The 20,980-nt window shown below is 72.8% G+C and carries 17 protein-coding genes; 10 read left to right on the top strand and 7 right to left on the bottom strand.

The features are described 5' to 3' along the window. The first annotated feature begins 174 nt into the window (after nt 1–174). Both ACZ4VK_RS12520 and ACZ4VK_RS12525 read left to right on the top strand, forming a co-directional pair. On the top strand, nt 175–1,296 hold the full coding sequence (locus tag ACZ4VK_RS12520; RefSeq protein ID WP_468351322.1) for a flavin-containing monooxygenase: 1,122 nt from the start codon (nt 175–177) through the stop codon (nt 1,294–1,296). Then, nucleotides 1,293–1,739, top strand: coding sequence for a hypothetical protein (locus tag ACZ4VK_RS12525; protein WP_468351324.1), 447 nt, complete (start codon nt 1,293–1,295; stop codon nt 1,737–1,739). The genes ACZ4VK_RS12520 and ACZ4VK_RS12525 overlap by 4 nt, the downstream gene beginning before the upstream one ends. A gap of 48 nt (nt 1,740–1,787) precedes the next feature. Here the strand turns inward: ACZ4VK_RS12525 and ACZ4VK_RS12530 are convergent, their stop codons facing one another. Both ACZ4VK_RS12530 and ACZ4VK_RS12535 read right to left on the bottom strand, forming a co-directional pair. Continuing rightward, nucleotides 1,788–3,500 (bottom strand): long-chain fatty acid--CoA ligase, encoded by a 1,713-nt coding sequence (locus ACZ4VK_RS12530; protein ID WP_468351326.1) that lies wholly within the window; start codon nt 3,498–3,500, stop codon nt 1,788–1,790. 193 nt (nt 3,501–3,693) lie between these two features. Then, on the bottom strand, nt 3,694–4,248 hold the full coding sequence (locus tag ACZ4VK_RS12535; RefSeq protein ID WP_468351328.1) for a hypothetical protein: 555 nt from the start codon (nt 4,246–4,248) through the stop codon (nt 3,694–3,696). 297 nt (nt 4,249–4,545) lie between these two features. Here ACZ4VK_RS12535 and ACZ4VK_RS12540 point away from each other — a divergent pair, with 297 nt between their 5' ends. Then, on the top strand, nt 4,546–5,988 hold the full coding sequence (locus tag ACZ4VK_RS12540) for a Gfo/Idh/MocA family protein (protein ID WP_468351330.1): 1,443 nt from the start codon (nt 4,546–4,548) through the stop codon (nt 5,986–5,988). Nucleotides 5,989–6,022: 34 nt separating this feature from the next. Beyond that, a complete protein-coding gene (locus ACZ4VK_RS12545; RefSeq protein ID WP_468351332.1) occupies nt 6,023–7,027 on the top strand; it encodes an NEW3 domain-containing protein in 1,005 nt (334 codons plus the stop codon). Nucleotides 7,028–7,112: 85 nt separating this feature from the next. Here the strand turns inward: ACZ4VK_RS12545 and ACZ4VK_RS12550 are convergent, their stop codons facing one another. Beyond that, complete coding sequence (locus tag ACZ4VK_RS12550) at nt 7,113–7,910, bottom strand: DeoR/GlpR family DNA-binding transcription regulator (RefSeq protein WP_468351334.1); 798 nt, start codon at nt 7,908–7,910, stop codon at nt 7,113–7,115. Nucleotides 7,911–8,221: 311 nt separating this feature from the next. Here ACZ4VK_RS12550 and ACZ4VK_RS12555 point away from each other — a divergent pair, with 311 nt between their 5' ends. The 5 genes from ACZ4VK_RS12555 to ACZ4VK_RS12575 all read left to right on the top strand — a co-directional run bounded on the left by ACZ4VK_RS12555 (nt 8,222) and on the right by ACZ4VK_RS12575 (nt 14,662). Next, nucleotides 8,222–9,172: an SIS domain-containing protein gene (locus ACZ4VK_RS12555; RefSeq protein WP_468351336.1), complete on the top strand. Its 951-nt coding sequence runs from the start codon at nt 8,222–8,224 to the stop codon at nt 9,170–9,172. Further along, entirely contained in the window at nt 9,165–10,334 is a 1,170-nt protein-coding gene (locus tag ACZ4VK_RS12560; RefSeq protein WP_468351338.1) for an ROK family protein, read from the top strand. Before ACZ4VK_RS12555 ends, ACZ4VK_RS12560 begins: the two co-directional genes overlap by 8 nt. Next, the gene (locus ACZ4VK_RS12565) at nt 10,331–11,263 is read left to right on the top strand and encodes a 1-phosphofructokinase family hexose kinase (RefSeq protein WP_468351340.1); all 933 of its coding nucleotides are present in this window, start codon (nt 10,331–10,333) and stop codon (nt 11,261–11,263) included. The genes ACZ4VK_RS12560 and ACZ4VK_RS12565 overlap by 4 nt, the downstream gene beginning before the upstream one ends. Further along, nucleotides 11,244–12,080, top strand: coding sequence for a class II fructose-bisphosphate aldolase (locus ACZ4VK_RS12570; protein WP_468351342.1), 837 nt, complete (start codon nt 11,244–11,246; stop codon nt 12,078–12,080). Before ACZ4VK_RS12565 ends, ACZ4VK_RS12570 begins: the two co-directional genes overlap by 20 nt. Nucleotides 12,081–12,244: 164 nt before the next feature. Beyond that, nucleotides 12,245–14,662 (top strand): SpoIIE family protein phosphatase, encoded by a 2,418-nt coding sequence (locus ACZ4VK_RS12575; RefSeq protein WP_468351344.1) that lies wholly within the window; start codon nt 12,245–12,247, stop codon nt 14,660–14,662. Nucleotides 14,663–14,686: 24 nt separating this feature from the next. Here the strand turns inward: ACZ4VK_RS12575 and ACZ4VK_RS12580 are convergent, their stop codons facing one another. Together ACZ4VK_RS12580 and ACZ4VK_RS12585 are read right to left on the bottom strand one after the other, a co-directional pair. Further along, the gene (locus ACZ4VK_RS12580; RefSeq protein ID WP_468351346.1) at nt 14,687–16,939 is read right to left on the bottom strand and encodes an alpha-N-acetylglucosaminidase; all 2,253 of its coding nucleotides are present in this window, start codon (nt 16,937–16,939) and stop codon (nt 14,687–14,689) included. A gap of 172 nt (nt 16,940–17,111) precedes the next feature. Further along, nucleotides 17,112–18,599, bottom strand: coding sequence for an MFS transporter (locus ACZ4VK_RS12585; protein ID WP_468351348.1), 1,488 nt, complete (start codon nt 18,597–18,599; stop codon nt 17,112–17,114). 151 nt (nt 18,600–18,750) lie between these two features. Here ACZ4VK_RS12585 and ACZ4VK_RS12590 point away from each other — a divergent pair, with 151 nt between their 5' ends. Next, the gene (locus ACZ4VK_RS12590; protein WP_468351350.1) at nt 18,751–19,191 is read left to right on the top strand and encodes a MarR family winged helix-turn-helix transcriptional regulator; all 441 of its coding nucleotides are present in this window, start codon (nt 18,751–18,753) and stop codon (nt 19,189–19,191) included. A gap of 27 nt (nt 19,192–19,218) precedes the next feature. On the opposite strand, the gene ACZ4VK_RS12595 is transcribed toward ACZ4VK_RS12590, so the two are convergent. Continuing rightward, nucleotides 19,219–19,797 (bottom strand): hypothetical protein, encoded by a 579-nt coding sequence (locus tag ACZ4VK_RS12595; protein WP_468351352.1) that lies wholly within the window; start codon nt 19,795–19,797, stop codon nt 19,219–19,221. Beyond that, a complete protein-coding gene (locus ACZ4VK_RS12600; RefSeq protein ID WP_468351354.1) occupies nt 19,794–20,969 on the bottom strand; it encodes an ROK family glucokinase in 1,176 nt (391 codons plus the stop codon). Before ACZ4VK_RS12600 ends, ACZ4VK_RS12595 begins: the two co-directional genes overlap by 4 nt. Nucleotides 20,970–20,980 lie beyond the last annotated feature (11 nt).

Here is a 20,980-nt window from a genome sequence, read left to right on the forward strand (position 1 = left end):
GGTGAGCTGCGGCGGGCGCTCGACGCCGGCTGATCCGAACCGGCCGGGCCGCCCGCGCGGGCGGCCCGGCCGGGCCCACCCCTGACCGGTCACGCCGGGCCGTATCGGGCCGGTCGTGCCGGTCACTCCGTCCGAGAGAGAACAGTCGTATGCGAAGCAGTGAGGACATTCTGTATGCGAATTGATCAGGCCGACCCGAGCCGGCGGCCGACGAGCGCGTTGCCGGCCACCGTGCCGGTCGCCGTCATCGGAGCGGGCCAGTCCGGACTGGCCGCCGGGTACTACCTGCGGAAGGCCGGCGTGCGGTGCGTGCTGCTCGACGCGGGCAGCGAGGTCGGCGAGAGCTGGCAGCGGCGCTGGGACTCGCTGACCCTGTTCACGTCCGCGCAGTTCTCCGGGCTGCCCGGCCTGCCGTTCCCCGGCGACGGTGCCCACTACCCCGGCAAGGACGAGGTGGTGGCGTACCTGCGGGAGTACGCCGAGCGGTTCGACCTGCCGGTGCTGACCGACCACCCGGTGCTCTCGCTGCGCGGGGACGGTGACGGCTATCTGCTGACCACCCCGCACGGCGACTGCCGGGCCGAGCAGGTCGTGATCGCGACGGGAGCGTTCGGAGCTCCCCGGGTTCCGGAGTTCGCCGCGGGGCTGAGCCCCGACGTGTCCACCCTGCACACCAGCGAGTACCGGAGTCCCGCCCAGGTGCCGCCGGGCACGGTGGTGGTCGTCGGCGACGGCAACTCCGGCCGGCAGATAGCCGGGGAGCTGGCGGGGACCCACACCGTGGTGCTCAGTTGCAGCGAGAAGGTCTCACCGCCCCTGCCGCAGACCGTCCTCGGGCGGGACATGTTCTGGTGGATGAGCGTCCTCGGCGTGATGAGCCTGCCGGTGAACATGCAGGCACCCGACCCGGTCGTCGGCGACCGGGTGCCCGGGCTCGTCGCGGAGGGCCGGATCCGTACGGTGGGCCGGATCACGGCGGCCGAGGGCGCCGAGCTCCTCGTCGCGGACGGCGAGCGCGTGAAGCCGTCCGCGGTGATCTGGGCGACCGGCTACGAGACGGACTGGAGCTGGCTCGACCCGGAGATGCTCGGCGACGACGGGCAGCCCCGGCAGTCCGAGGGCGTGGGGGCGCTGCCCGGCAGCCACTACCTGGGGCTCTACCGGATGCGTACCCGCGGCTCCGCGCTGATCGGCTTCGTCGGCAGGGACGCCGAGCGCGTCGTGGCGGCGGTCACCGGCTCCGCCGCCCAGGACACCACGACCGTATCCTCCCCGGCAGAAGGCGAGCCGTCATGACGACCGACACCTCCGCGTCCCCCTCCGCCGAACTCGACGTGCTGGGCGCGCTGTTGGCGTTCGACTTCATCGGGTTCGCGCAGAAGTCCGCCGCCCTCGACCCCGCAGAGCCGCGGTACGGGCAGGTGGTCGGGGCCGCCTTCGGGATCGCGGCCCGTCGCCGCTTCCCGGACGGCGGGACGCCGGAGGGGATCGGCGCGTACGTGGCGGACTTCCTCGGCTCGCTGGAGGCGGGCGCCGAGGACTTCGACCCGGTGTTCCTGGAGGGTCTGTTCGCCGCCGCCCTGAGCGGTGGTGCGGTGCCCGGCGGTGAGGGCCCGGGGCCCGAGGCGACGATCCAGGCCCGGCTCGTGCTGACGCTGCGGCTCGTACGGGAGCTCGGCCTCGGCCCCGACGAGCAGCGGGAGCTGCTGGCCGAGGCCGCGGCCCTGGCGACGGCCTGAGGCGTACGGGAAGCGGCGCTCCGGTGTTCCGGGGCGCCGCACCGTCTGTCAGTCCCCGGACGGCCCGGATTCCGTGGGCCGCGTGGCCTCAGTGGGCTCCGTAGGCCCTGTGGGCTCCCGCGCGTCCGGGGTACGCGGGGTCCAGACGTCCAGCGCCCCTTCCGCGTACAGCGTCCGCACCGACCGCTTGTCGTACTTGCCGACGCTGGTCTTGGGCACCGCTTCCACGAAGGACCAGCGCTCCGGTATCCACCAGCGCGCCACCCGCCCGGACAGGAACTCCCGCAGCTCGTCCCCGCCGGTCCCGGCGCCCGGGACCAACGAGACGCAGGCCAGGGGGCGTTCCTCCCAGCGCGGGTCGGGCACGCCGACCACGACCGCCTCCAGGACCGCGGGGTGCTCGATGATCGCGTTCTCCAGCTCGATGGTGGAGATCCACTCGCCGCCGCTCTTGATGCCGTCCTTGAGCCGGTCGCTGACCACCACCCAGCCGCCCGGCTCGATGACTCCCAGGTCGCCGGTGCGCAGCCAGCCGTCGTGGAACTTCTCCGGGGACTCCTCGGTGTTGTAGTACGAGCCGGTGACCCATGGTCCGCGCAGTTCCAGTTCGCCCACCGAGGTTCCGTCCCAGGGCTGTTCGGTGCCGTCCTCCGCGATCAGCCGTACCTCGACGTAGGGCATCACCCGGCCGCTCTTGGCGAGCCAGTCGACCTCGTCCTCGTCCGGGGTGCCGTGCGGCGGGACCGCGAAGGTGGCCAGGGGGCTGGTCTCGGTCAGTCCCCAGCCCTGCTTCAGGCGGACGCCGTAGCGCTCGTTGAGCTCCTTGAGCAGCGCGCGGGGCGGGGTCGCTCCGCCGCAGCCCGCGAGCCGTACGGCGCTCAGGTCCAGCGGGTGCTCGGCGCCGTGGTGGACGAGGCTGTTCCAGATCGTGCAGATCGCCGCGACGGCGGTGGGGCGCTCCTCGTTGATGATCCGGGCCAGGTCGGGGGTGTGCAGCAGCCGTCCGTTCATGATCAGGTCGGATCCGGCCAGCCAGGCGGCGTACGGCCAGCCCCAGGCGTTGGCGTGGAACATCGGGACGATCGGCAGGACGCGGTCGCCGTCGTGCATGGCGAAGCCGGCGCCGGCCGAGACGCCGAGCGTGTGCAGGGAGATGGAGCGGTGGCTGTAGGCCACGCCCTTGGGGTCGCCGGTGGTGCCGGTCGTGTAGCAGAGCGCGGCCGCCTCGCGCTCGTCCAGGTCGGGCCAGACGAAGCCGGGCCGCTCGGCGGCGAGCAGCTCGTCCCAGCGGTGCACGGCGATGTGGCCGGGCAGGTCGGCCTCCGGCGCGTCGCCGATGACGACGACGTGGCGTACGGTGCCGAGCCGCTCCCGCAGGGGCGGGAGCATGTACAGCAGGGTCACGTCGACCAGCAGGACCGCGTCCTCGGCGTGCTCGACGATGTACCCCAACTGGTCGGGGTGGAGCCGGAGGTTGAGGGTGTGGAGGACGGCGCCCATGCTCGGTACGGCGAGGTACGCCACGAGGTGTTCGGGCGTGTTCCAGGCCAGTGTGGCGACCCGCTCACCGGCCTGTACGCCGAGCCGGGTCAGCGCCGCGGCCAGTTGCTCGGCCTGGCCCGCGATGTCGGCGAAGGTCTGCGAGGAGCGCGGGGTCGGACCGTCGGCGCAGCGCACCACGCGGCTGTCCGCGTAGACGCGCTGCCCGTGCGCGAGAAGGTCGCGGACCAGTAACTCGCGGTCCTGCATCGTGCTCTTCATGGTGCGGCCCCTTTGGAGGTGCGCAGTCAGAAGGTGCCCGGAGTCGAAACGGGGGCCGCACCGCGTGCGGCGGCGTGGCCCTCGGAAGCAACGGAGGCGGCGGACCCGCTCCCGTTCCGCGCCCGAACCTACGAGGGCCGGAACACCCGGTCAAGGGGGAGGGGGCGGGGCCGCCGTCGTGCCGTGGATCGGATCAGCCCAGGTACTGGATCTCGCCGATCAGGGAGGAGCTGACGTGATCGTGGTCGAGGAGGTTGACCCGGGCGTTCATCTTGCCGCTGCCGGTGGCGAACTGGTAGTTGCCGACGCCGCCGGTGATCTTGAACGTGCCGCTCGGGTAGACCATGGTGTCCGAGGTCAGCGGCGCGGTGAGCGCGTAGCTGATGGTGAGCTTGTCACCGTCGGCCTCGGTCATCGTCGCCGTCCCCTTGATGTCGTACTTGCCGGGGATGGTGGCGGTGCACGCCACCTCGTCCTGCGACCAGGTGCTGCTGGTTATGGGTCTGCCGGTGGCGGTCCCGGTCCCCTTCACCACGTAGCCGTTGCACCCCGCGACGTCGGGGTGCGTGGTGGCGACCACCGCGAAGTTGGCGGTGATCTCGACCGTGGGATAGTACGTCGCGGCAGCCGCGGCCGTATTTTCGGTCTCGACGGCGAACGCGGCGCCGCCCGTGCCACCGACGATCAGTAACGCCGCTGCCGCCACGCCTGCCGTGCGCGTGGACCAGCGGTGTGCGAATCCTGCCATGTCATCCCCCGTGTCGGTGATGCGGAAGTTTCCCAACGTGGCCTGAGTACAGGCCTGTTGGGGACAGCTTCCCTGATCGGCAGCCTTCCCGTCGAGGTATTCAGCCTTTTTTCGTATTTACGGTTTGAGCCGGGTTCGCCGCTGTCCGGACGCTTGCGCTCCACGCAGGGAATCCCGCCGAGGATGCGCGGCCATGCTTGGAACTGCGCCGCAATGAACACCTATTGACATGGATCCGATCGCCCCGTCACAGTCGTCACGCGCTTGCCGCCGTCCGCACAGAGGAGCGATGTATTCATGACAGAAACCCCCGCAGTCTCGCGCCGCCTGATCCTGGGAGGCGCCGTGGCCGCCACCGGGGCACTGGCCACCGGAGCGGGAGCGGCCACCGCCGCGGCCGCGACGGGAACGGCGGACACGGCGGCGGCGACCCCGCGCCGGCAGGCGGGCCAGCGGTCGATGGTCGACGTGCCGTACGACGTCCACCGCACGGTCCGCGTCGGCGTCATCGGCCTCGGCAACCGCGGCTCCGGCATGACCACCGGCTGGTCCGTGGTCCCCGGCTGCACCGTCACCGCCGTCTGCGACATCCGCGCCGACCGCGCCAAGAGGGTCGCCGACCGGCTGGCCGCCGACGGCAGGCCCCGTCCCGTCGAGTTCGGCGGCTCCGCCGACGCGTACGCCCAGATGCTGCGGCGCGACGACATCGACCTCGTCTACATCGCCACGCCGTGGGAGTTCCACTACGAGCAGGGCAAGGCGGCGCTGCTCGCCGGCAAGCACGTCATCGTCGAACTGCCCATCGCCACCGGGCTCGACGAGCTCTGGGACCTGGTCGACACCTCGGAGCTCACCCGGCGCCATCTGATGCTGGCGGAGAACTGCAGCTACGGCCGCAACGAGCTGGCCATGCTCAAGATGGCGCACGAGGGCCTCTTCGGCGACATCACCAACGGGCACGGCGGCTACCTCCACGACCTCCGCGCGCTGCTGTTCTCCGACACGTACTACACCGACTCCTGGCGCCGGCTCTGGCACACCCGCAGCACCGCCTCCTTCTACGCCATGCACGGCCTCGCGCCGATCGCCGCGGCCATGGACATCAACCGGGGCGACCGCATGACCACGCTGCGCGCCACCGCGACCGCACCCAAGGGTCTCGCCGACTACCGGGAGCGGTTCGTGCCCCGGAACCACCCGTCCTGGAACGAGACGTACGTCAACGGCGACCTGGTCACGTGTCTGATCGACACGGCCAAGGGACGGGTCATCCGCGCGGAGCACGACGTCAGCTCGCCCCGTCCGTACAGCAGGATCAACACGCTCGCCGGCAGCCGGGGCATCTTCGAGGACTACGCCGGAGTGCTTTCGGCCGGAGGCGGGCGCGTCTACGTCGAGCCCGACCACAGCGGGCACGCCTGGCGGGACTTCGGCTCCTACCGCAAGGAGTTCGACCACTGGCTGTGGAAGAAGATCGGCGACGACGCGGCGAACAACGGCGGCCACGGCGGCATGGACTACGTCCTGCAGTGGCGGACGATCCAGCTGATGAGGGCGGGCCTCGTGCCCGACATCGACGTCTACGACTCGGCGGCCTGGTGCGCCCCCGTACCCCTGAGTGTCATGTCCCTGGCAGCGAAGGGCCGGCCCGTGCAGGTTCCGGACTTCACCCGGGGCGCCTGGGTCAACCTCCGCATGGGGCTCGACTCGCGCACCACCGAGATGCCGCCCGTCGCCTGACGTCCCCCGCACCCCTCCCCAGAAGGAGCAGCACGTGAGATCAGCAGGACTGCTCGGATCACTCAGAGCGGTGGCCGTGGCCGGTGTGCTCACCCTCCTCCCGGCGGCGGCCGGGACGGCGGTCGCGGCGGCACAGGAGCCGGCGCCCGGCGCGGAACGGACGGCGGTGACGATCTCCCCCGTCGACCTGGCCGGCCCGGCCATCTCCACGGTGAAGGTGACCGTCAAGAACGCGGGACCGGAGCGGCTGCGCTCGCTGACGGTGACCTTCGGCGGTCCGGCCGGCTGGGCCGTACAGCCCTCGGCCGTCCGCGTGGACGGTTCCCTCACCGAGGGAGCCTCCGCCGACGCCACCTTCCGCATCCAGGTGCCGGAGCAGCGCGCCGGCTTCACCGTCCGTACCTTCACCGCGACCGCGACCTACCAGGGCGGTGACGGCTTCGGCTCGGCGACGGGCACCCGGACGCAGCGCAGCGGAACGCCGCTGGCCGGCCTCGCCGCCGCGTACAACAACGTGGCCGTGACCGACGAGAGCAACACAGGGCCCGGCGACTACGACGGCGAGGGCAACAGCTTCTCCGCGCAGAAGCTCGCGGACGTCGGACTGCGCCCCGGCGCGCCCGTCAGCGCCCTGGGCGCGGAACTGCGCTGGCCGAACGTGCCGAGCGGCACCAGGAACAACGTCTCCGCCGCGGGCCAGGCCGTCACCCTGAGCGGCACCGGCAGCAGGCTCGTCTTCCTCGGGTCCGGCGTCACGAGCGGGGCGTCGGGAACGGCCACCGTGTACTACACGGACGGGACGAGCAGCAGCGGCTCGTTCGGCTTCCCGAACTGGTCGTTCGACCCGGCGAACGCCCACGGGGCGACCCTCGTGGCGTCGAGCGACGGACGCAACCGGCCGAGCGGGTACGGGAACGCGGGCATCAAGTACCGGGTCTTCGCCCACTCCATCCCGCTCGACGGCGGCAAGCAGATCGACTTCGTGGTGCTGCCGAGCAACGGCAACATCCACCTCTTCGACATGGCCGTCGCCCCCTGATCCCCGTCTGCCCTTCCCTGACGGCAGGCGGCCGCCCCGGACCTCTCCCGAGGTCCGGGGCGGACCCGTTCCCGCCGACTGCCCTTCAGACCGCGATCACCTTGATGCCGAGGTCCTGGAGGCGGCCGACCATGTCGGCCGGGACCGCGGAGTCGGTGACGATGACGTCGACGGCGTCGAGCCCGCAGATCCGGGCGAAGGCGCGCTTCCCCATCTTCGACGAGTCGGTGACCACGACGACGCGCTGGGCGCGCTCGGCGAACAGCCTGCTGATGCTGGCCTCGTCCTCCTGATGGGTCATCACACCGAGCTGGGGGTCGAGTCCGTCCACGCCGAGCACGGCGACGTCGAGGACGACCTCCTTCAGGACGCCGGCCGTCAGGGGCCCCACCAGCTCGTACGTCTGGGGGCGGGCCACCCCTCCGGTCACCACGATCTTGATCTGGGGCCGTACGGCGAGCTCGCCGGCGATGTTGAGGGCGTTGGTGACGACGGTGAAGGCGGGCGCCGTGGCCTCGTTGGTGTGACGCCGTCCGCCGCCCACCCGAAGCGCGAGCGCGCGGGCCACCTCGGTGGTGGTCGTCCCCCCGTTGAGCCCCACCACGTCTCCGTCGCCGACGAGTTCGACGACCGCGGCGGCGATGCGCTGCTTCTCTGAGGCGTGCCGGGAGGACTTGTAGCGCAGGGGCAGTTCGTAGGAGACACCGTGGGCGATGGCTCCGCCGCGCGTCCGTACGAGCATCTGCTGCTCGGCGAGCTCGTCGAGGTCACGCCGGATCGTCGCGGACGAGACCTGGAGGGACGCGGCGGTCTCGTCGACCTCCAGCCTGCCCTCGGCGGCCAGCAGCTCGAGGAGCGCGTTCCACCGCTCGTGTTTGGACATGCTTCGGAGCTCCTTAGACCTCGTTGGACCTCGATCCACGCACGCGAGTGTCGCGAGGTGCGCCGCCGGTGGCCCGCGGCCCGGCCGTGTCGCCGACGGAGGGGGAGCGTAACGCGTGCCCGGAAGAGGCCGCAGCTCCGGGGTGCCGGCCTCCGCGGCGGCGCGCGGCCTGCCCTCTGGACCCCGCGCTGCCGTTCCGCCATACTTCTCGCACCAAATATGCTTGTTACTGCTCGAAGCAAGCCGTTATCGTGCGCTTTCACGCACCGAGCCCGGGTGTGCGGGCCTGTCCCTTCAAGGAGCCGTCCTCTATGACCACCACAGCGTCGTCCCGTACCGCGGCCGAGATCGCCTCGCAGCCGGACACCTGGCGGCAGGCGAAGGAGTCGCTCGCCCTCCACGCCGACGTCCTGCCCCGCCGCGGCGAGCGCGTCGCCGTCGTCGGCTGCGGAACCTCCTGGTTCATGGCCCTGGCCTACGCCGAGCTCCGCGAGCGCGGCGGACACGGCGAGACGGACGCCTTCGCGGCCTCGGAGTTCCCGCACGGACGCCGCTACGACCGTGTGCTCGCGATCAGCCGCTCCGGCACCACGACCGAGGTCCTCGACCTGCTGGCCCGGCTGAAGGGCTCCACGCCGACCGGGGCGATCACCGCCGACCCCGAGACCCCCGTCATGCGGCTGGCCGACGGCGTCGCCGTGCTCGGCTTCGCCGACGAGGAGTCGGTGGTGCAGACCCGGTTCGCCACGACCGTCCTCGCGCTGCTGCGCGCGCACCTGGAGGCGGAGGACGCGCTGCCGGCCGGCGTACGGCCGCTCGACCTCGCGATCGACGACGCACGGCGGGCGATCGCGCGGGACCTGGACGCCGAGGTGTGCGCCGCCGACCAGTTCACCTTCCTCGGCACCCACTGGACCTACGGTCTCGCCCTGGAGGCCGGCCTCAAGATGCGCGAGGCCGCGGGGGCGTGGACCGAGGCCTACCCGGCCATGGAGTACCGGCACGGGCCGATCAGCATCACCGGCCCCGGTCGCGTGGCCTGGGTCTTCGGTACCACCCCGGCGGGCCTCGCCGACGACGTCGCCCGCGTCGGCGGCACGATGGTCGCGGGATCCGGCGAAGACTCCGACGCGCTCGACCCGCTGGCCGACCTCATCCTGGCCCAGCGCCTCGCCGTCCGGCTCGCCGAGGCCCAGGGCTTCGACCCCGACCGCCCGCGCAACCTCACCCGCTCGGTGATCCTCGGGAGCCCCCATGCCTGAGGGGACCGACGCACACCCCGGCGTCGCCGCACCGGACGACGGCGGGCACGAACGCGTCGCGACGACGAACGGCGGGCACGAACGCGTCACGGCGGCGGACGCCGGGCACGAACGCGTCACAGCGGCGGACGCCGGACAGGACTGCGTCATCGCCCTCGATGTCGGGGGAACCGGTGTGAAGGCGGCGCTACTCGGCGGCGACCTGACGTCCCGGCACACCCTGCGCAGGGCGACCCCCCGGCACTGGGGCCCCGACCCGGTGATCGCCGAGATCACCGCCGCTCTGATCGAGCTGGACAGGAAGGCCGCCGCCCGCGGTCTCACCGTCCGCGGTGCCGGAGTCGTGGTCCCGGGCATCGTCGACGAGGCGACCGGGACGGCCGTCTACTCGGCCGACATCGGCTGGCGCGACCTGCCCCTCGCGGCCTTCCTCGCGGAGGCCTCGGGGCTGCCCGTCACCCTCGGGCACGACGTACGGGCCGCCGGGGCCGCCGAGTGCCGCCTCGGCGCGGCCCGGGGCGCCGGGGACGCGTGGTTCGTGCCCCTCGGGACCGGCATCGCCGCGGCCGTCCTGTGCGACGGGCGGCCCGTCCGTGCCGGGGGCTTCGCGGGTGAGCTCGGCCATGTCGTCGTCGAGCCGGGCGGGGATCCGTGCGTCTGCGGTGCCCGGGGCTGCCTGGAGACGGTGGCCTCCGCCACGGCGGTCGCCGCCGCCTACGGCACGCGGACCGGACGCCGGGTCGACGGCGCCGCCCAGGTGGCGGCGCTGCTCGCCCAGGGGGATCCCGATGCCCGGGCGGTCTGGGACCGGGCCGTCGACGCCCTCGCCACGGCGCTCGCCACCGTCACGACGCTGTTCGCGCCGGAGATCGTGGTGCTCGGCGGAGGTCTCGCGCAGGCGGGTGGTCTGCTGCTCGACCCACTGCGCACGGATCTCGACCGGCGGCTGACGTTCCAGCGGCGGCCCGAGCTGGCCCTCGCGGCGCTCGGGGACCTGGCCGGCTGTCTCGGCGCCGGCCTCGCCGCGTGGGACGCGGCGGGCGTCGCGGCCGGCACCGTGCCCGTACCGGCGGTTCCCGCTCCCCTCCCGGCCCGAGGCGAGCACGGCACCGCGCGGCCGGCCCGTCGACTCGTGGAGGCCTCATCGGCGGCGGCGTCATGATCCTCACCGTCACGCTCAACGCCGCCCTGGACGTCACGTACACCGTCGACGCCCTGGTCCCGAACGGCTCGCACCGCGTCACCGAGTCCTTCGAGCGGGCGGGCGGCAAGGGCGTCAACGTGGCGCGCGTGCTCTCGGCCCTCGGGATCCCCGCCGTCGTGACCGGTCTCGCGGGCGGCCCGACCGGCCGTGCGATCCGCGACGACCTGCGCGCGGCCCGGCTGACCGACGAGCTGGTGTCCATGCCGGGCGACTCGCGTCGTACGGTCGCCGTGGTGTCCCGGGAGGACGGCGACGCCACCGTCTTCAACCAGTCCGGTCCGCGGGTCGACGGGGAGACCTGGACGGAGTTCACCACGCGGTTCACCCGACTGGTACGCGACGCCCGGGTCGTCGTCCTGTCGGGCAGTCTGCCTCCCGGGCTTCCCACCAGCACGTACGGACGGCTGATCGGCCTGGCCGCGGAGGCGGGGGCCCTGACGGTCCTCGACACCGGCGGCCCCGCTCTCCTCGCGGCCCTCCCCGCGCGCCCGACCGTGATCAAACCGAACGCGACCGAGATCGCCGAGGTCACCGGCCACGACGACGTGGTGGCCGCCGCCGCGGGCCTGCGGACGCTCGGCGCCCGGTCCGTCGTCGCGTCACGCGGCCCGGACGGCCTCTACGCCGTCACCCCCGAGGGCAGCTGGTGCGCCACTCCCCCGCGACGCCTCACGGGGAACCCGACGGGGGCCGGGGACGCCTGTGTCGCGGCCGTCGCCGCGGGGCTCCTCTCCGGCGCGGACTGGCCCGCCGTCCTGCGCGAGGCCGTCGCCCTCTCGGCCGCCGCCGTTCCCTGCCCGCTGGCCGGCGACTTCGACGCCGGCCTCCACGCCCAGTTCCGTACGTCCGTTCCCGTGGAGAGAACCCATGCCCCTGTCAACGACTGACGAGATCGTCGACCCCGCGTACGCGGGAACGTCGGGCGTCGGAGCGTTCAACGTCATCCAGATCGAGCACGCCGAGGCGATCGTCGCAGGAGCGGAGAGCGCCGGCCTGCCGGTCATCCTGCAGATCAGCGAGAACACCGCCCGCTACCACGGCTCGCTCGCCCCGATCGGCCTCGCCTCACTCGCCGTCGCCCGCGCGGCGGGCGTCCCGGTGGCCGTCCACCTCGACCACGCCGAATCGAAGGACCTGGTCCGCGAGGCCGTCGACCTCGGCTTCACCTCCGTCATGTTCGACGCCTCCAAGCTGCCGTACGCCCAGAACGTGGCGGCGACCCGGGACATCACGGACTACTGCCACCGCGCGAACGTGTGGGTCGAGGCGGAACTCGGCGAGGTCGGCGGCAAGGACGGCGCCCACGCCCCCGGCGTCCGCACCGACCCCGACGAGGCCGTCGCGTTCGTCACGGCGACCGCCGTCGACGCCCTGGCCGTCGCCGTGGGCAGCTCCCACGCCATGCTCACCCGCGACGCCGTCCTCGACTTCGGCCTCATCGCCCGGCTGCGGGCCGCCGTGGACGTGCCGCTCGTCCTGCACGGCTCCTCCGGGGTCGGCGACGACGACCTCGCCAAGGCGGTCACGGCCGGCATGACCAAGGTGAACGTGTCCACCCACCTCAACAAGACCTTCACCCGGACCGTACGGGACCACCTCCTCGCCCACCCCGAGACGGCCGACCCGCGCACCTACTTCGGCCCGGCGCGCGCCGCCGTCGCGACGGAGGTGGCACGGCTCCTGCGGGTGCTCGCGGTCGACTGACCGGCACGGAAGACCGGTGCGCGGCCGTGGTGGCGGGCACCGGACCCGGCCGTGCACGCGCCATTCGGGCGATGAGGGCGTGCCGAGGAGCGGACACACGGGCAGAGTGGTCATGAGCCGTGGTCCTCGCCGGTGACCAGGCGTGGAACGGAGTGTGCATCCGGATGGCCCGCACGAACGACGACCCGCTCGACGCCGGGCACGCGGCCGGGCTCGTCGTGGACGCCGACGGGACCATCCTGAGTTGCACACCCGCGGCGGAGACGCTCCTGAACCGCACGGCGGCGGAGCTCCGGGGGCATCGGGTCCGCGACCTGCTCGCGGACCCCGAGAGCTGGCGGACGGTCATGGCACAGCAGGACGGTCCGGTCTGGGAGGGACGGGCGGAGCTGGCCGCGGGCCGCGGCGGCGACGTCCTCTTCCGGGTCCTGCCGCTCGACGACGGACGAGCGCGCCTCGACGACGGACGAGGAGCCGGAGGGCCGCACCTCGACGACGGACGAGAGGCCGGAGGCGCGCACCAGTTCCTGATCCTGGCCGCCCCGCGCACGCTGGTCGCGCAGTGGCGCCAGGCCCACGCCTTCATGCGGGAGCTGTTCCTCCAGGAGCGCGTCGGTCTCGCCGTGATGGACAAGGAACTGCGTCTCGTCCGCACCAACACCCATCTGCTGCCGTACACGGGCCTGCCGCCCGATCTGCACGGGGCCCGGTTCGCGGACTTCCTCTGGGAGGAGGACGCCCGTGAGATCGACGCGCGGCTGCGCGAGGTGCTGACGACCGGGGTGCCGCTGGTCGGGGTCGACCTGGAGGTCCACACCCGTGTCGACCCGGGTACGGGACGGATCATGGCGGTGTCCGCGTTCCGGCTCCAGGGGACGAACGGGGAGGTCGCGGGGGTCACCGCCATGTTCCTCGACGTCACGGAGCAACGGCTCTCGCAGCGCCGTCTCGACCTGCTGCACCGCGCGACATCGATGCTGAGCACCAACCTGTCCGCCGAGGAGACCGCGCGGGACCTGGCCGACGTGCTCGTGCCGGGCCTGGCCGACGTGGCGGTCGTCGACATCGCGGAGTCCGTCTTCACCTCCGACGAACCGGCCCCCGAGCACCACCACAACCACGCGCTGCGCCGGGCGGCCGTCGCCGGGACCCCGCCCGGCCCGATCGCGCCCGGCACCGGGATCGAGGTCGACTCGGGCGGTGTGCTCGCGGCCCACATGTGGTCACGGACCTCGGACGTGCCCGACCACGACGGCGTCGTCGACTCGCCGCACGGGATGAGCGCGTGGCTCCGGGCCAGGGGGCTGCTCCTCGGCCGCGTCCAGGTCGGGCGGGGCGACGGCCGTCATCCGTTCGCCCCGGGCGACCTCGCCCTGCTCGAGGAGATCGCCTCACGCGCCGCCCTGGTCGTGGACAACGCCCGCCGGTACCACCGGGAGAGAAGCGCCGCGATCAGCCTGCAGCGCAGCCTGCTGCCCTCGCCCACCACCGACACCGTCGCGGTCCACACCGCGACGGTCTACCTCCCGACCGACACGGCCACGGGCGTCAGCGGCGACTGGTTCGACGTCATCCCGCTGTCGTCCGCGCGGGTCGCGCTCGTCGTCGGTGACGTCGTCGGGCACGGTCTCCAGGCCACCGCGACGATGGCGCGGCTGCGCACCGCCGTACGGACGCTCGCGGACCTCGACCTCGAACCCGACGAGCTGCTGACCCATCTGGACGACCTCGTGTCCCAGTTCGTCATCGAGGCCGGCGAGGCGACCCGTGCGCCCGGCGCGGAGACCGCGTACGGCTCGTTCGGCGCCACCTGCCTGTACATGACGTACGACCCGGTGACGCGGCGGTGTCTCGTGGCCAGCGCCGGTCATCCCCCGCCGGTCCTGGTGGCTCCCGACGGCACCGTCCGCTACCTGGACGTGAACCCCGGCCCCCCGCTCGGGGTCGGCGGGCTGCCCTTCGAGCCCGCCGAGACGGAGGTGGCCGACGGCAGCGTCCTCGCGCTCTACACCGACGGCCTGATCGAGCGCGGTCACGCCGATCTCGACCTGGGGATGGTGGCGCTCGGTGAGGCGCTGTCGGCGGCGGTCGCCCGGGGCCGCCCGCTGGAGGAGGCGGGGCCCGCCGTGGTGGGCGAGCTCGTCCCGGGTCCGCTGTCGGACGACGTGACGCTGCTGCTCGCGCGGACCCGTGTGGTCCCCGACGGGTCCACCGCCGCCTGGACGTTCGCCGCGGACCCTTCGGTGGTGGCGGAGGCGCGGGAGCGGGTCCTCGGCCAGCTGTCGCTGTGGGACCTGGACGACCTGGCGTTCACCACCGAGCTGGTGGCGAGCGAGCTGGTCACCAACGCCATCCGTTACGCGGGCGGCCCGCTCGAACTCCGGCTGATCCGCGCGGCGTCGCTGATCTGCGAGGTCTCCGACCGCAGCAGCACCCAGCCCAGGATGCGCCGCGCCCAGGCCTCGGAGGAGGGGGGCAGGGGGCTCTTCCTGATCGCACAGCTCACCGACCGGTGGGGAAGCCGGTACACCCGGCACGGCAAGACGATCTGGACGGAGCAGTCCCTGCCGCCGGTGAGCTGAGGACCGCCCCGTCGTGACCGCCGGTCAGACGGGGGTCGGCAGGGCGTCGTCCACGGCGGCTGCCACGGCCACCGGGTTGCCGGAGGAGTGCACGGGGTACGGGTCGCGCTCCTGGTTCCAGGCGTTCTCGACGGCGAACCAGTCGATGGCGACCGGTGCCCGGCCCGTGGTCAGGGCGGTGTCGAGGGAGTCGAGGTACGTCGTCCACCGCATGGCGTAGAAGTCGGAGACAAGGCCCGACCACTCCCTGTTGGCGTAGTCGCGCAGGCCTCCCGCGTCGCTTCCGGAGCGGTGGCCCCAGGTGGTGAGGAGGGAGCGGGCGTCGAACTCGGCCGTGGCCCGCTCCTCTTCGGTGGTGCCCCAGGACCTGGCGTCCGCCAGCCAGGGCCCGAGGAGGAACCGGGTGTCCGTGGCGAGCAGTCGGTCGAGGAGGGCGAGGCCCTCCTTCCATTCGGCGGCCCGCTGCCGGAACGTGGCGAGGTCCCCGGCGTCGTACGCGGCCTTGATCCGCGGGAGCAGGACCCGGCTGTGGTTGGCGAGGGCCTGCCGCGCCACGTCGACCAGGTCGAAGCGGTACGCGTCGGTGGTACGCAGCTCGGGCGCGACCTGGAGCAGTTCCGTGAGCGCCCTCCGTACCGTGCTCGCGTCGTAGCGCATGGCCCCGGGGCCCCAGCTGGCCGACGTGGTCGCCGTGAGGCGGGGGCGGGCGGTGAAGAGGCTGTCCTGGGACTCGCTCCACTTGCCGGACGGGGTGCTGTACGGGCCGCCGCGCAGCAGTTCCCAGGCCTTGGCGGCGTGCGGGTCGGCACCGCCGTAGCGCCGTTCGGCGTACTGCGCGAACCAGGCCCTGTGGTCCAGCGGGCCGGTGCGCCAGGCGAGTTCGGTGAAGAGTTCGTAGGAGACGGGGTTGCCGCCGGTGCCCTCCGGGAGGTAGGCAATGCCTTGGAGGGCGCTGCCGGGCTTGGTGCGCCACTGGTCGAATCGGTCCGCCCAGACGGCGGTGTTGGCGCCGAGGGTGGTGTGGCCGCCGAAGTTGGGGATCGTGCCGAACGCGTAGGGCGCGCCGTGCCAGGTGGTCTCCCGGTCGAGGTCGTTGTAGCGGTCCGACAGGCCGTCGACGATGAGCAGGCGGTTCTTGTCGACGGCGTCGATGATCTGCGTGGAGGGGTTGTTCTGCCAGCCGAGCAGGGTCCAGACGGCGCCGGGGCGCGCGGTCTGCAGCGCGTTCATCACGGCCCTGGCGGCATCCCCTAGGGGAACGTCACCCGGCCGGCCGCCCTCGTGGAGCAGGTCCATCTTGTACATCGTGGAGTCGCCGAGGAGTTCGCGCTGGTGGCGGTAGAAGGAGGCGGCGACCTCGGGGTACATCGGGCTGCGCGGGTCGAGCCAGTCGGGCCGGTCGAAGCCGACCCAGCGGCCCTGCGGGACGACCGGTCCTGTGGGGTTCTTCGCCGTGAAGCCCGGGGGCACGGTGCCGTAGTAGCCGGGCAGGACGGGCGTCATGCCGAGCCGGCGCAGCCGGTCCGCGATCCTGCGGCCGAGCTCCGCGCGGTCGTCGAGCAGCCGTTCGGAGACGGGGCCGCCGAAGCCCGACATGTTCTGCATCAGCCACCACGGCTGGTGGGCGGGGCCCGGGATCCAGGAGCGGAGTTCGTCCGCGGAGTAGCCGAACTCCTGGAACGTCTCGTGGTAGACGGCGTCCGCACCCACCTGGACGAAGACCTCGTTCGCGCCGTGCAGGGCGAGCAGGTCGATCTGCCTCTCGTACGCGGCCCAGTCGCGGTAGGCGCCGGAGTAGCCGTCGTCGGTGTCGTTGAGGGCGAAGCGGTGGGGCACGGAGGCGTCCTTGCGGACGGTGCCGGAGGGGGCGGGAAGGATCCGGGGCAGTCTGGCGGTGCTGTCCCCGGGCCATCCGATGTCGACCTTCGCGGTGTACTTGAGGTACCAGTTGACGCCGCTGAGGAGGGTGGCGGGGCTGGTGCCCTGGATCCGCAGATCGCCGGCGTCGCCGGAGACGGTGAAGTGGTCGCCGCCGGAGGCGGATCGGCTCACCGGGACGAGGGTGAACTGGGAGACGTGGCGCGGCAGCAGCCGGGCGAGGGCCGCCTGGGCGGGTGCCGCGGCGAAGGCGGGCCGTCCGGCGGAGGTCACGGGGCCGGCCCCGGCTGCCGGCGCTGACGCTGTCACCGTCGGGGCGGCGAAGGTGCCCGGGGCCGCGGCCGGTACGGCGAGGGCGACGGCCACGAACGCGGCGGCCCAGGATCTCGGTCTTCTCACTGGCTACCCGCTCTACCCGGTGGAGGAGGGTCATTGATGGAGCGTTCGATCATAGGTCCTCGACCCTGGCGGATCGGGCCCTGGCGCCGGGCGCGCCGTACGGCACTCCCTGGACGTGGTGGAGGACCGGGTCCAGGGAGCGCCGTACGGCGGAACGTGACACCCGTCGTCGCTAGACCGTCGCCTTCTCGGCGGGGGCGGCGGCGGGGGCGGCCGCCGTGGTCGTGCGCGGGGCGGGCCGGGTGCGGAGGCCCAGGCCCGCGAGGGCGGCGACGAGGGCGAAGGCGGTGGCGCCGATCCAGAAGGTGAGGGTGAAGCCGGACTCCGCGGGCAGCGAGGGCGCCCCGGCGGGGAGGTGGTCGAGCGTCCGGGAGGCGAGGATCGTCGTGACGACGGCGCTGCCGATCGCGCTGCCGGTGGAGCGGGAGATCGAGTTGATGCCGTTGGCGATGCCGCTCTGGTGGGGCGGGACGCTCGCCATGATGACCGCCGGCATGGCCGCGTAACCGAAGCTGACGGCCGCGCCGACCACGATGCCGGCGCCGATCACCGAGGCGGTGTGGCCGTGGTCGAGGGCGAGCCAGGCGAAGCCGAGGGCGCCGAGCCCGGCGGCCAGGGCGAGGGCCGTACGGGGGCCGCGGTGGCGGACGAGCTGGCCGCCGATCGGGGAGGCGAGCAGGGAGACGATCGCGCCGGGCAGCAGGAACTGCACGGAGGCGCGGAGGATGGACGCGTCGAAGCCGTAGCCGGTGAGGGCCTCGGGCATCTGGACGAGGTAGGAGACGCCGAGGAAGTTCGCGAACATGCCGAAGCCGACGAGGATGCCGGCGAGGTTGGCCATGAGCACCGGCCGGTGGACGAACATGCGCATGTCGACGAGGGGGTCGCGGACCTTGAGCTCGGTGAGGACCCAGACGACGGCCATGACGGCGGCGCCCGCGGCGCTGCCGAGGGTGCGGCCGGAGGTCCAGCCCCACTCGTTGCCCTGGGAGATGGGAAGCAGGAGCAGCAGCAGGGTGAGGCCGAGGGTCAGGGCGCCGAGGAGGTCGGTGCGGCCGCCGGTCTTGTGGCGGGTCGCGGGGACGAGGAGGACGACGGCGAGCAGGGCGAGGGCGGCGAAGCCGGTGGCCATCCAGAAGGCGTTGCGGTAGTCGGCGCCGGGGCCGGAGGTGAGCAGTCCCGTCGCGACGAGCGCGAGGCCGCTGCCGAAGGCGAGGGTGCCGCTGACCAGGGACATGGCTCCGGGGAGCTTCTGCGGGCGGACCTCCTCGCGGAGGACGGAGAGGGCGAGCGGGAAGATCGCGGTGGCGGCGCCCTGGAGGACCCGGCCGAGGATCAGCAGGGGCAGCGAGGTCGCGAGCGCGGCGACGACGGACCCCACCACCATGACGCCGAGGACGGCGACGAGGGTGGGCTTCTTGCCGTGCTGGTCGCCGAAGCGGCCGAGGAGCGGGGTGAAGACGGCGGCGGAGAGCAGCGTGGCGGTGGTCACCCAGCTCACGTCGGCCGTGGAGGTGCCGAGGTCGGTGCGGATGAGGCCGAGGATCGGGACGGGCAGGGTCTGCATCATCGACACGACCATGGCGGCGAGGCTGAGGGCGAAGACGACGACCGTCTCGCGCCGTGGGTCGGCGGCGGGCGGCGCGGGGGTGTGACTCATGGCAGAGGGGGCCTTCTCGGTGCCTGGAGCATCAGAGCTTCAGATCGTCGATGTTTGAGGTCATCAAGTACTTGAGCGACGTTAGACCCGGATACTTGAAGTGGTCAAGTAAACAATTGATAATGTCAAGTGTTCTGAGTACGCTCGAACCATGAGCGCGACGACCCCCGAGACCCCCACGAAGCTCCAGCTCCTGGAGCTCCTCGCCGCCATCGGCACGGCCCAGTGGCGCGACTTCGCGGCCGCCGCGGCCCACCACGGCCTGACCTCCACCCAGGCGAAGGTCCTCGCCCAGCTCAACGGCCCGCTGCCGATGCGCGCCCTCGCCACCCTCCTCGTGTGCGACGCGTCCAACGTCACCGGGATCATCGACCGCCTGGAGGCCCGCTCCCTGGTCCGCCGCGAGCCCGACCCCTCGGACCGCCGCGTCAAGAACGTCGTGGCGACCGACGAGGGCCGCGAGGTCATCCGCCGCGTCCGCGAGGAGATGCAGGCCACCAGCGGAGCGCTCGACACGCTCGACGCCGACGAGAGCACGACCCTCTACGCCCTGCTCGCACGGCTGCGCCCGGGCATGGAGAAGAGCGCCTAGGAAGGGCGGGCGGCCGGTACCGGAAGGTCAGGGACTCGTCGTCGAGACCGCGTACACCCGGGGGAACGCCGGGTCGGTCAGGTCGACGGTGATGTCGGTGGTCGGGCGCGGTTCCTCGCGCTTCACCGTGGTCCCCGCCCAGGTCATGCCCTCGGCGAAGGTCCAGCCGACGATGTCGGCGTCCCGCTCGCCGACCGTGATCCGGCCCGGGGTGAGCGCGGCGCGACCGGTGCCGGACTCGGCGAGGAAGGCGTCCAGGCCGTAGGCGGTCGTCGTGAACTGCACGTACAGCCGGCTCGTCTTCCAGTTGCTCGTCTCGTAGTAGGCGACGCCCCAGGCGCCGCCGGGGACGGGGACCTCGAAGACCCGGCGCTTCATCAGCGAGGGCCAGTTGTCCTGGAGGCCGGCCGCCGAGGACTCGCGTTCCTTGTCACGGCCGCTGTCCCGGCTCTGGCCCGCGGAGATCACGAGATAGCCGGCCGGGATGCCCACGAGCAGCACGATGATGACGGCCGTCAGCCAGCGGCGGCGGATCATGTGCCGGCGGTCCTCGGGCAGCTTGTCCTGCGGGGTGCGCGGCGGGCTCGACTGGTGGGGCACGGTCATGAGGGCGGGTCCTCGGGGGTACGGGCGGCCCGGCCCGAGGTCCCGTTGCGCAGCGCCTGGGCGTAGCGCTCGTACCGTTCGTACCGCTCGAGCCGGCGCCGGTTGGCGCGGCGGAAGCGGCGGGCCACGAGCCGGGCGAGGTCGGCGGCACCGACCATGCCGGCCTCGGGGCCGAGCTGGGCGCGGGTGATACGGGCCTCGGGACGGTAACCGCGGCCGGTGAGATGGCGGCGGAAGGAGTCCCTCGCGGGGCCGATGAGCAGGTCGTCGGCGGCCGAGACGCCGCCGCCGATGACGAAGCAGGAGGGGTCGAGGGCGGCGGCGAGGTTGGCGATGCCGACCCCGAGCCACTGGCCGATGTCCTGGAGCAGTTCGACGCACATGGCGTCGCCCTCGCGGGCGAGCTCGGTGATGAGCGGTCCGGTGATCTCGGGGACGTTGCCCTTGACCCGCTCGATGATGTTGTACGCGACCGGGGAGTCGGCCGCGGCCATCTCACGGGCCTCGCGGACCAGCGCGTTGCCCGAGCTGTACTGCTCCCAGCAGCCGCGGTTGCCGCAGGGGCAGCGGTGCCCGCCGGGGACGACCTGCATATGGCCGAACTCGCCCGCGACCCCGTACCTGCCGCGCTTGACCTGGCCGCCCTCCAGGATGGCGCCGCCGATGCCGGTGCCGAGGGTGATCATGACGAGGTGGTCCTCGCCGCGTCCCGCACCAAAGCGCCACTCGGCCCAGGCGGCGGTGTTGGCGTCGTTGTCGACCATGACGGGGACGGCGAGGCGGCCCTGGAGGGCGTCGCGGAGGGGTTCGTTCCGCCAGGCCAGGTGCGGGGCGAAGAGCACCGTGGACCGCTCGGCGTCGACCCAGCCGGCCGCGCCGATGCCGACGGCGTGCACGTCGTGCCGGTCGGAGAGGTCGAGGACGAGCTCGACGATGGTGTCCTCGACGACCTTGGCGCTCTTGGACTTGTCCGGGGTCTCCGTGCGGAGCTTCTCCAGGATGTTGCCGTCGGCGTCGACGACTCCGGCCATCACCTTCGTACCGCCGATGTCGATGCCGACGGTCGGCACCCGGGGCGCCGTCAGATGGGAGCGCCGCTCCCGGGTGCCGACGGTCCGCAGCACGGTGCCCCGGGCGGAGCCCCGGTGGGCGAGGTCACGGTAGGTACTCATCGGCTCCGATT

It is taken from the genome of Streptomyces sp. NPDC028711 (genome assembly GCF_055565415.1).

Excerpts from the sequence above, each read along its gene's own strand:
- ACZ4VK_RS12520 (WP_468351322.1), top strand. The coding sequence starts at position 175 with ATGCGAATTGATCAGGCCGACCCGAGCCGGCGGCCGACGAGCGCGTTG.
- ACZ4VK_RS12525 (WP_468351324.1), top strand. The coding sequence starts at position 1,293 with ATGACGACCGACACCTCCGCGTCCCCCTCCGCCGAACTCGACGTGCTG.
- ACZ4VK_RS12530 (WP_468351326.1), bottom strand. The coding sequence starts at position 3,500 with ATGAAGAGCACGATGCAGGACCGCGAGTTACTGGTCCGCGACCTTCTC.
- ACZ4VK_RS12535 (WP_468351328.1), bottom strand. The coding sequence starts at position 4,248 with ATGGCAGGATTCGCACACCGCTGGTCCACGCGCACGGCAGGCGTGGCG.
- ACZ4VK_RS12540 (WP_468351330.1), top strand. The coding sequence starts at position 4,546 with ATGACAGAAACCCCCGCAGTCTCGCGCCGCCTGATCCTGGGAGGCGCC.
- ACZ4VK_RS12550 (WP_468351334.1), bottom strand. The coding sequence starts at position 7,910 with ATGTCCAAACACGAGCGGTGGAACGCGCTCCTCGAGCTGCTGGCCGCC.
- ACZ4VK_RS12555 (WP_468351336.1), top strand. The coding sequence starts at position 8,222 with ATGACCACCACAGCGTCGTCCCGTACCGCGGCCGAGATCGCCTCGCAG.
- ACZ4VK_RS12560 (WP_468351338.1), top strand. The coding sequence starts at position 9,165 with ATGCCTGAGGGGACCGACGCACACCCCGGCGTCGCCGCACCGGACGAC.
- ACZ4VK_RS12565 (WP_468351340.1), top strand. The coding sequence starts at position 10,331 with ATGATCCTCACCGTCACGCTCAACGCCGCCCTGGACGTCACGTACACC.
- ACZ4VK_RS12570 (WP_468351342.1), top strand. The coding sequence starts at position 11,244 with ATGCCCCTGTCAACGACTGACGAGATCGTCGACCCCGCGTACGCGGGA.
- ACZ4VK_RS12575 (WP_468351344.1), top strand. The coding sequence starts at position 12,245 with ATGGCCCGCACGAACGACGACCCGCTCGACGCCGGGCACGCGGCCGGG.
- ACZ4VK_RS12585 (WP_468351348.1), bottom strand. The coding sequence starts at position 18,599 with ATGAGTCACACCCCCGCGCCGCCCGCCGCCGACCCACGGCGCGAGACG.
- ACZ4VK_RS12590 (WP_468351350.1), top strand. The coding sequence starts at position 18,751 with ATGAGCGCGACGACCCCCGAGACCCCCACGAAGCTCCAGCTCCTGGAG.
- ACZ4VK_RS12595 (WP_468351352.1), bottom strand. The coding sequence starts at position 19,797 with ATGACCGTGCCCCACCAGTCGAGCCCGCCGCGCACCCCGCAGGACAAG.
- ACZ4VK_RS12600 (WP_468351354.1), bottom strand. The coding sequence starts at position 20,969 with ATGAGTACCTACCGTGACCTCGCCCACCGGGGCTCCGCCCGGGGCACC.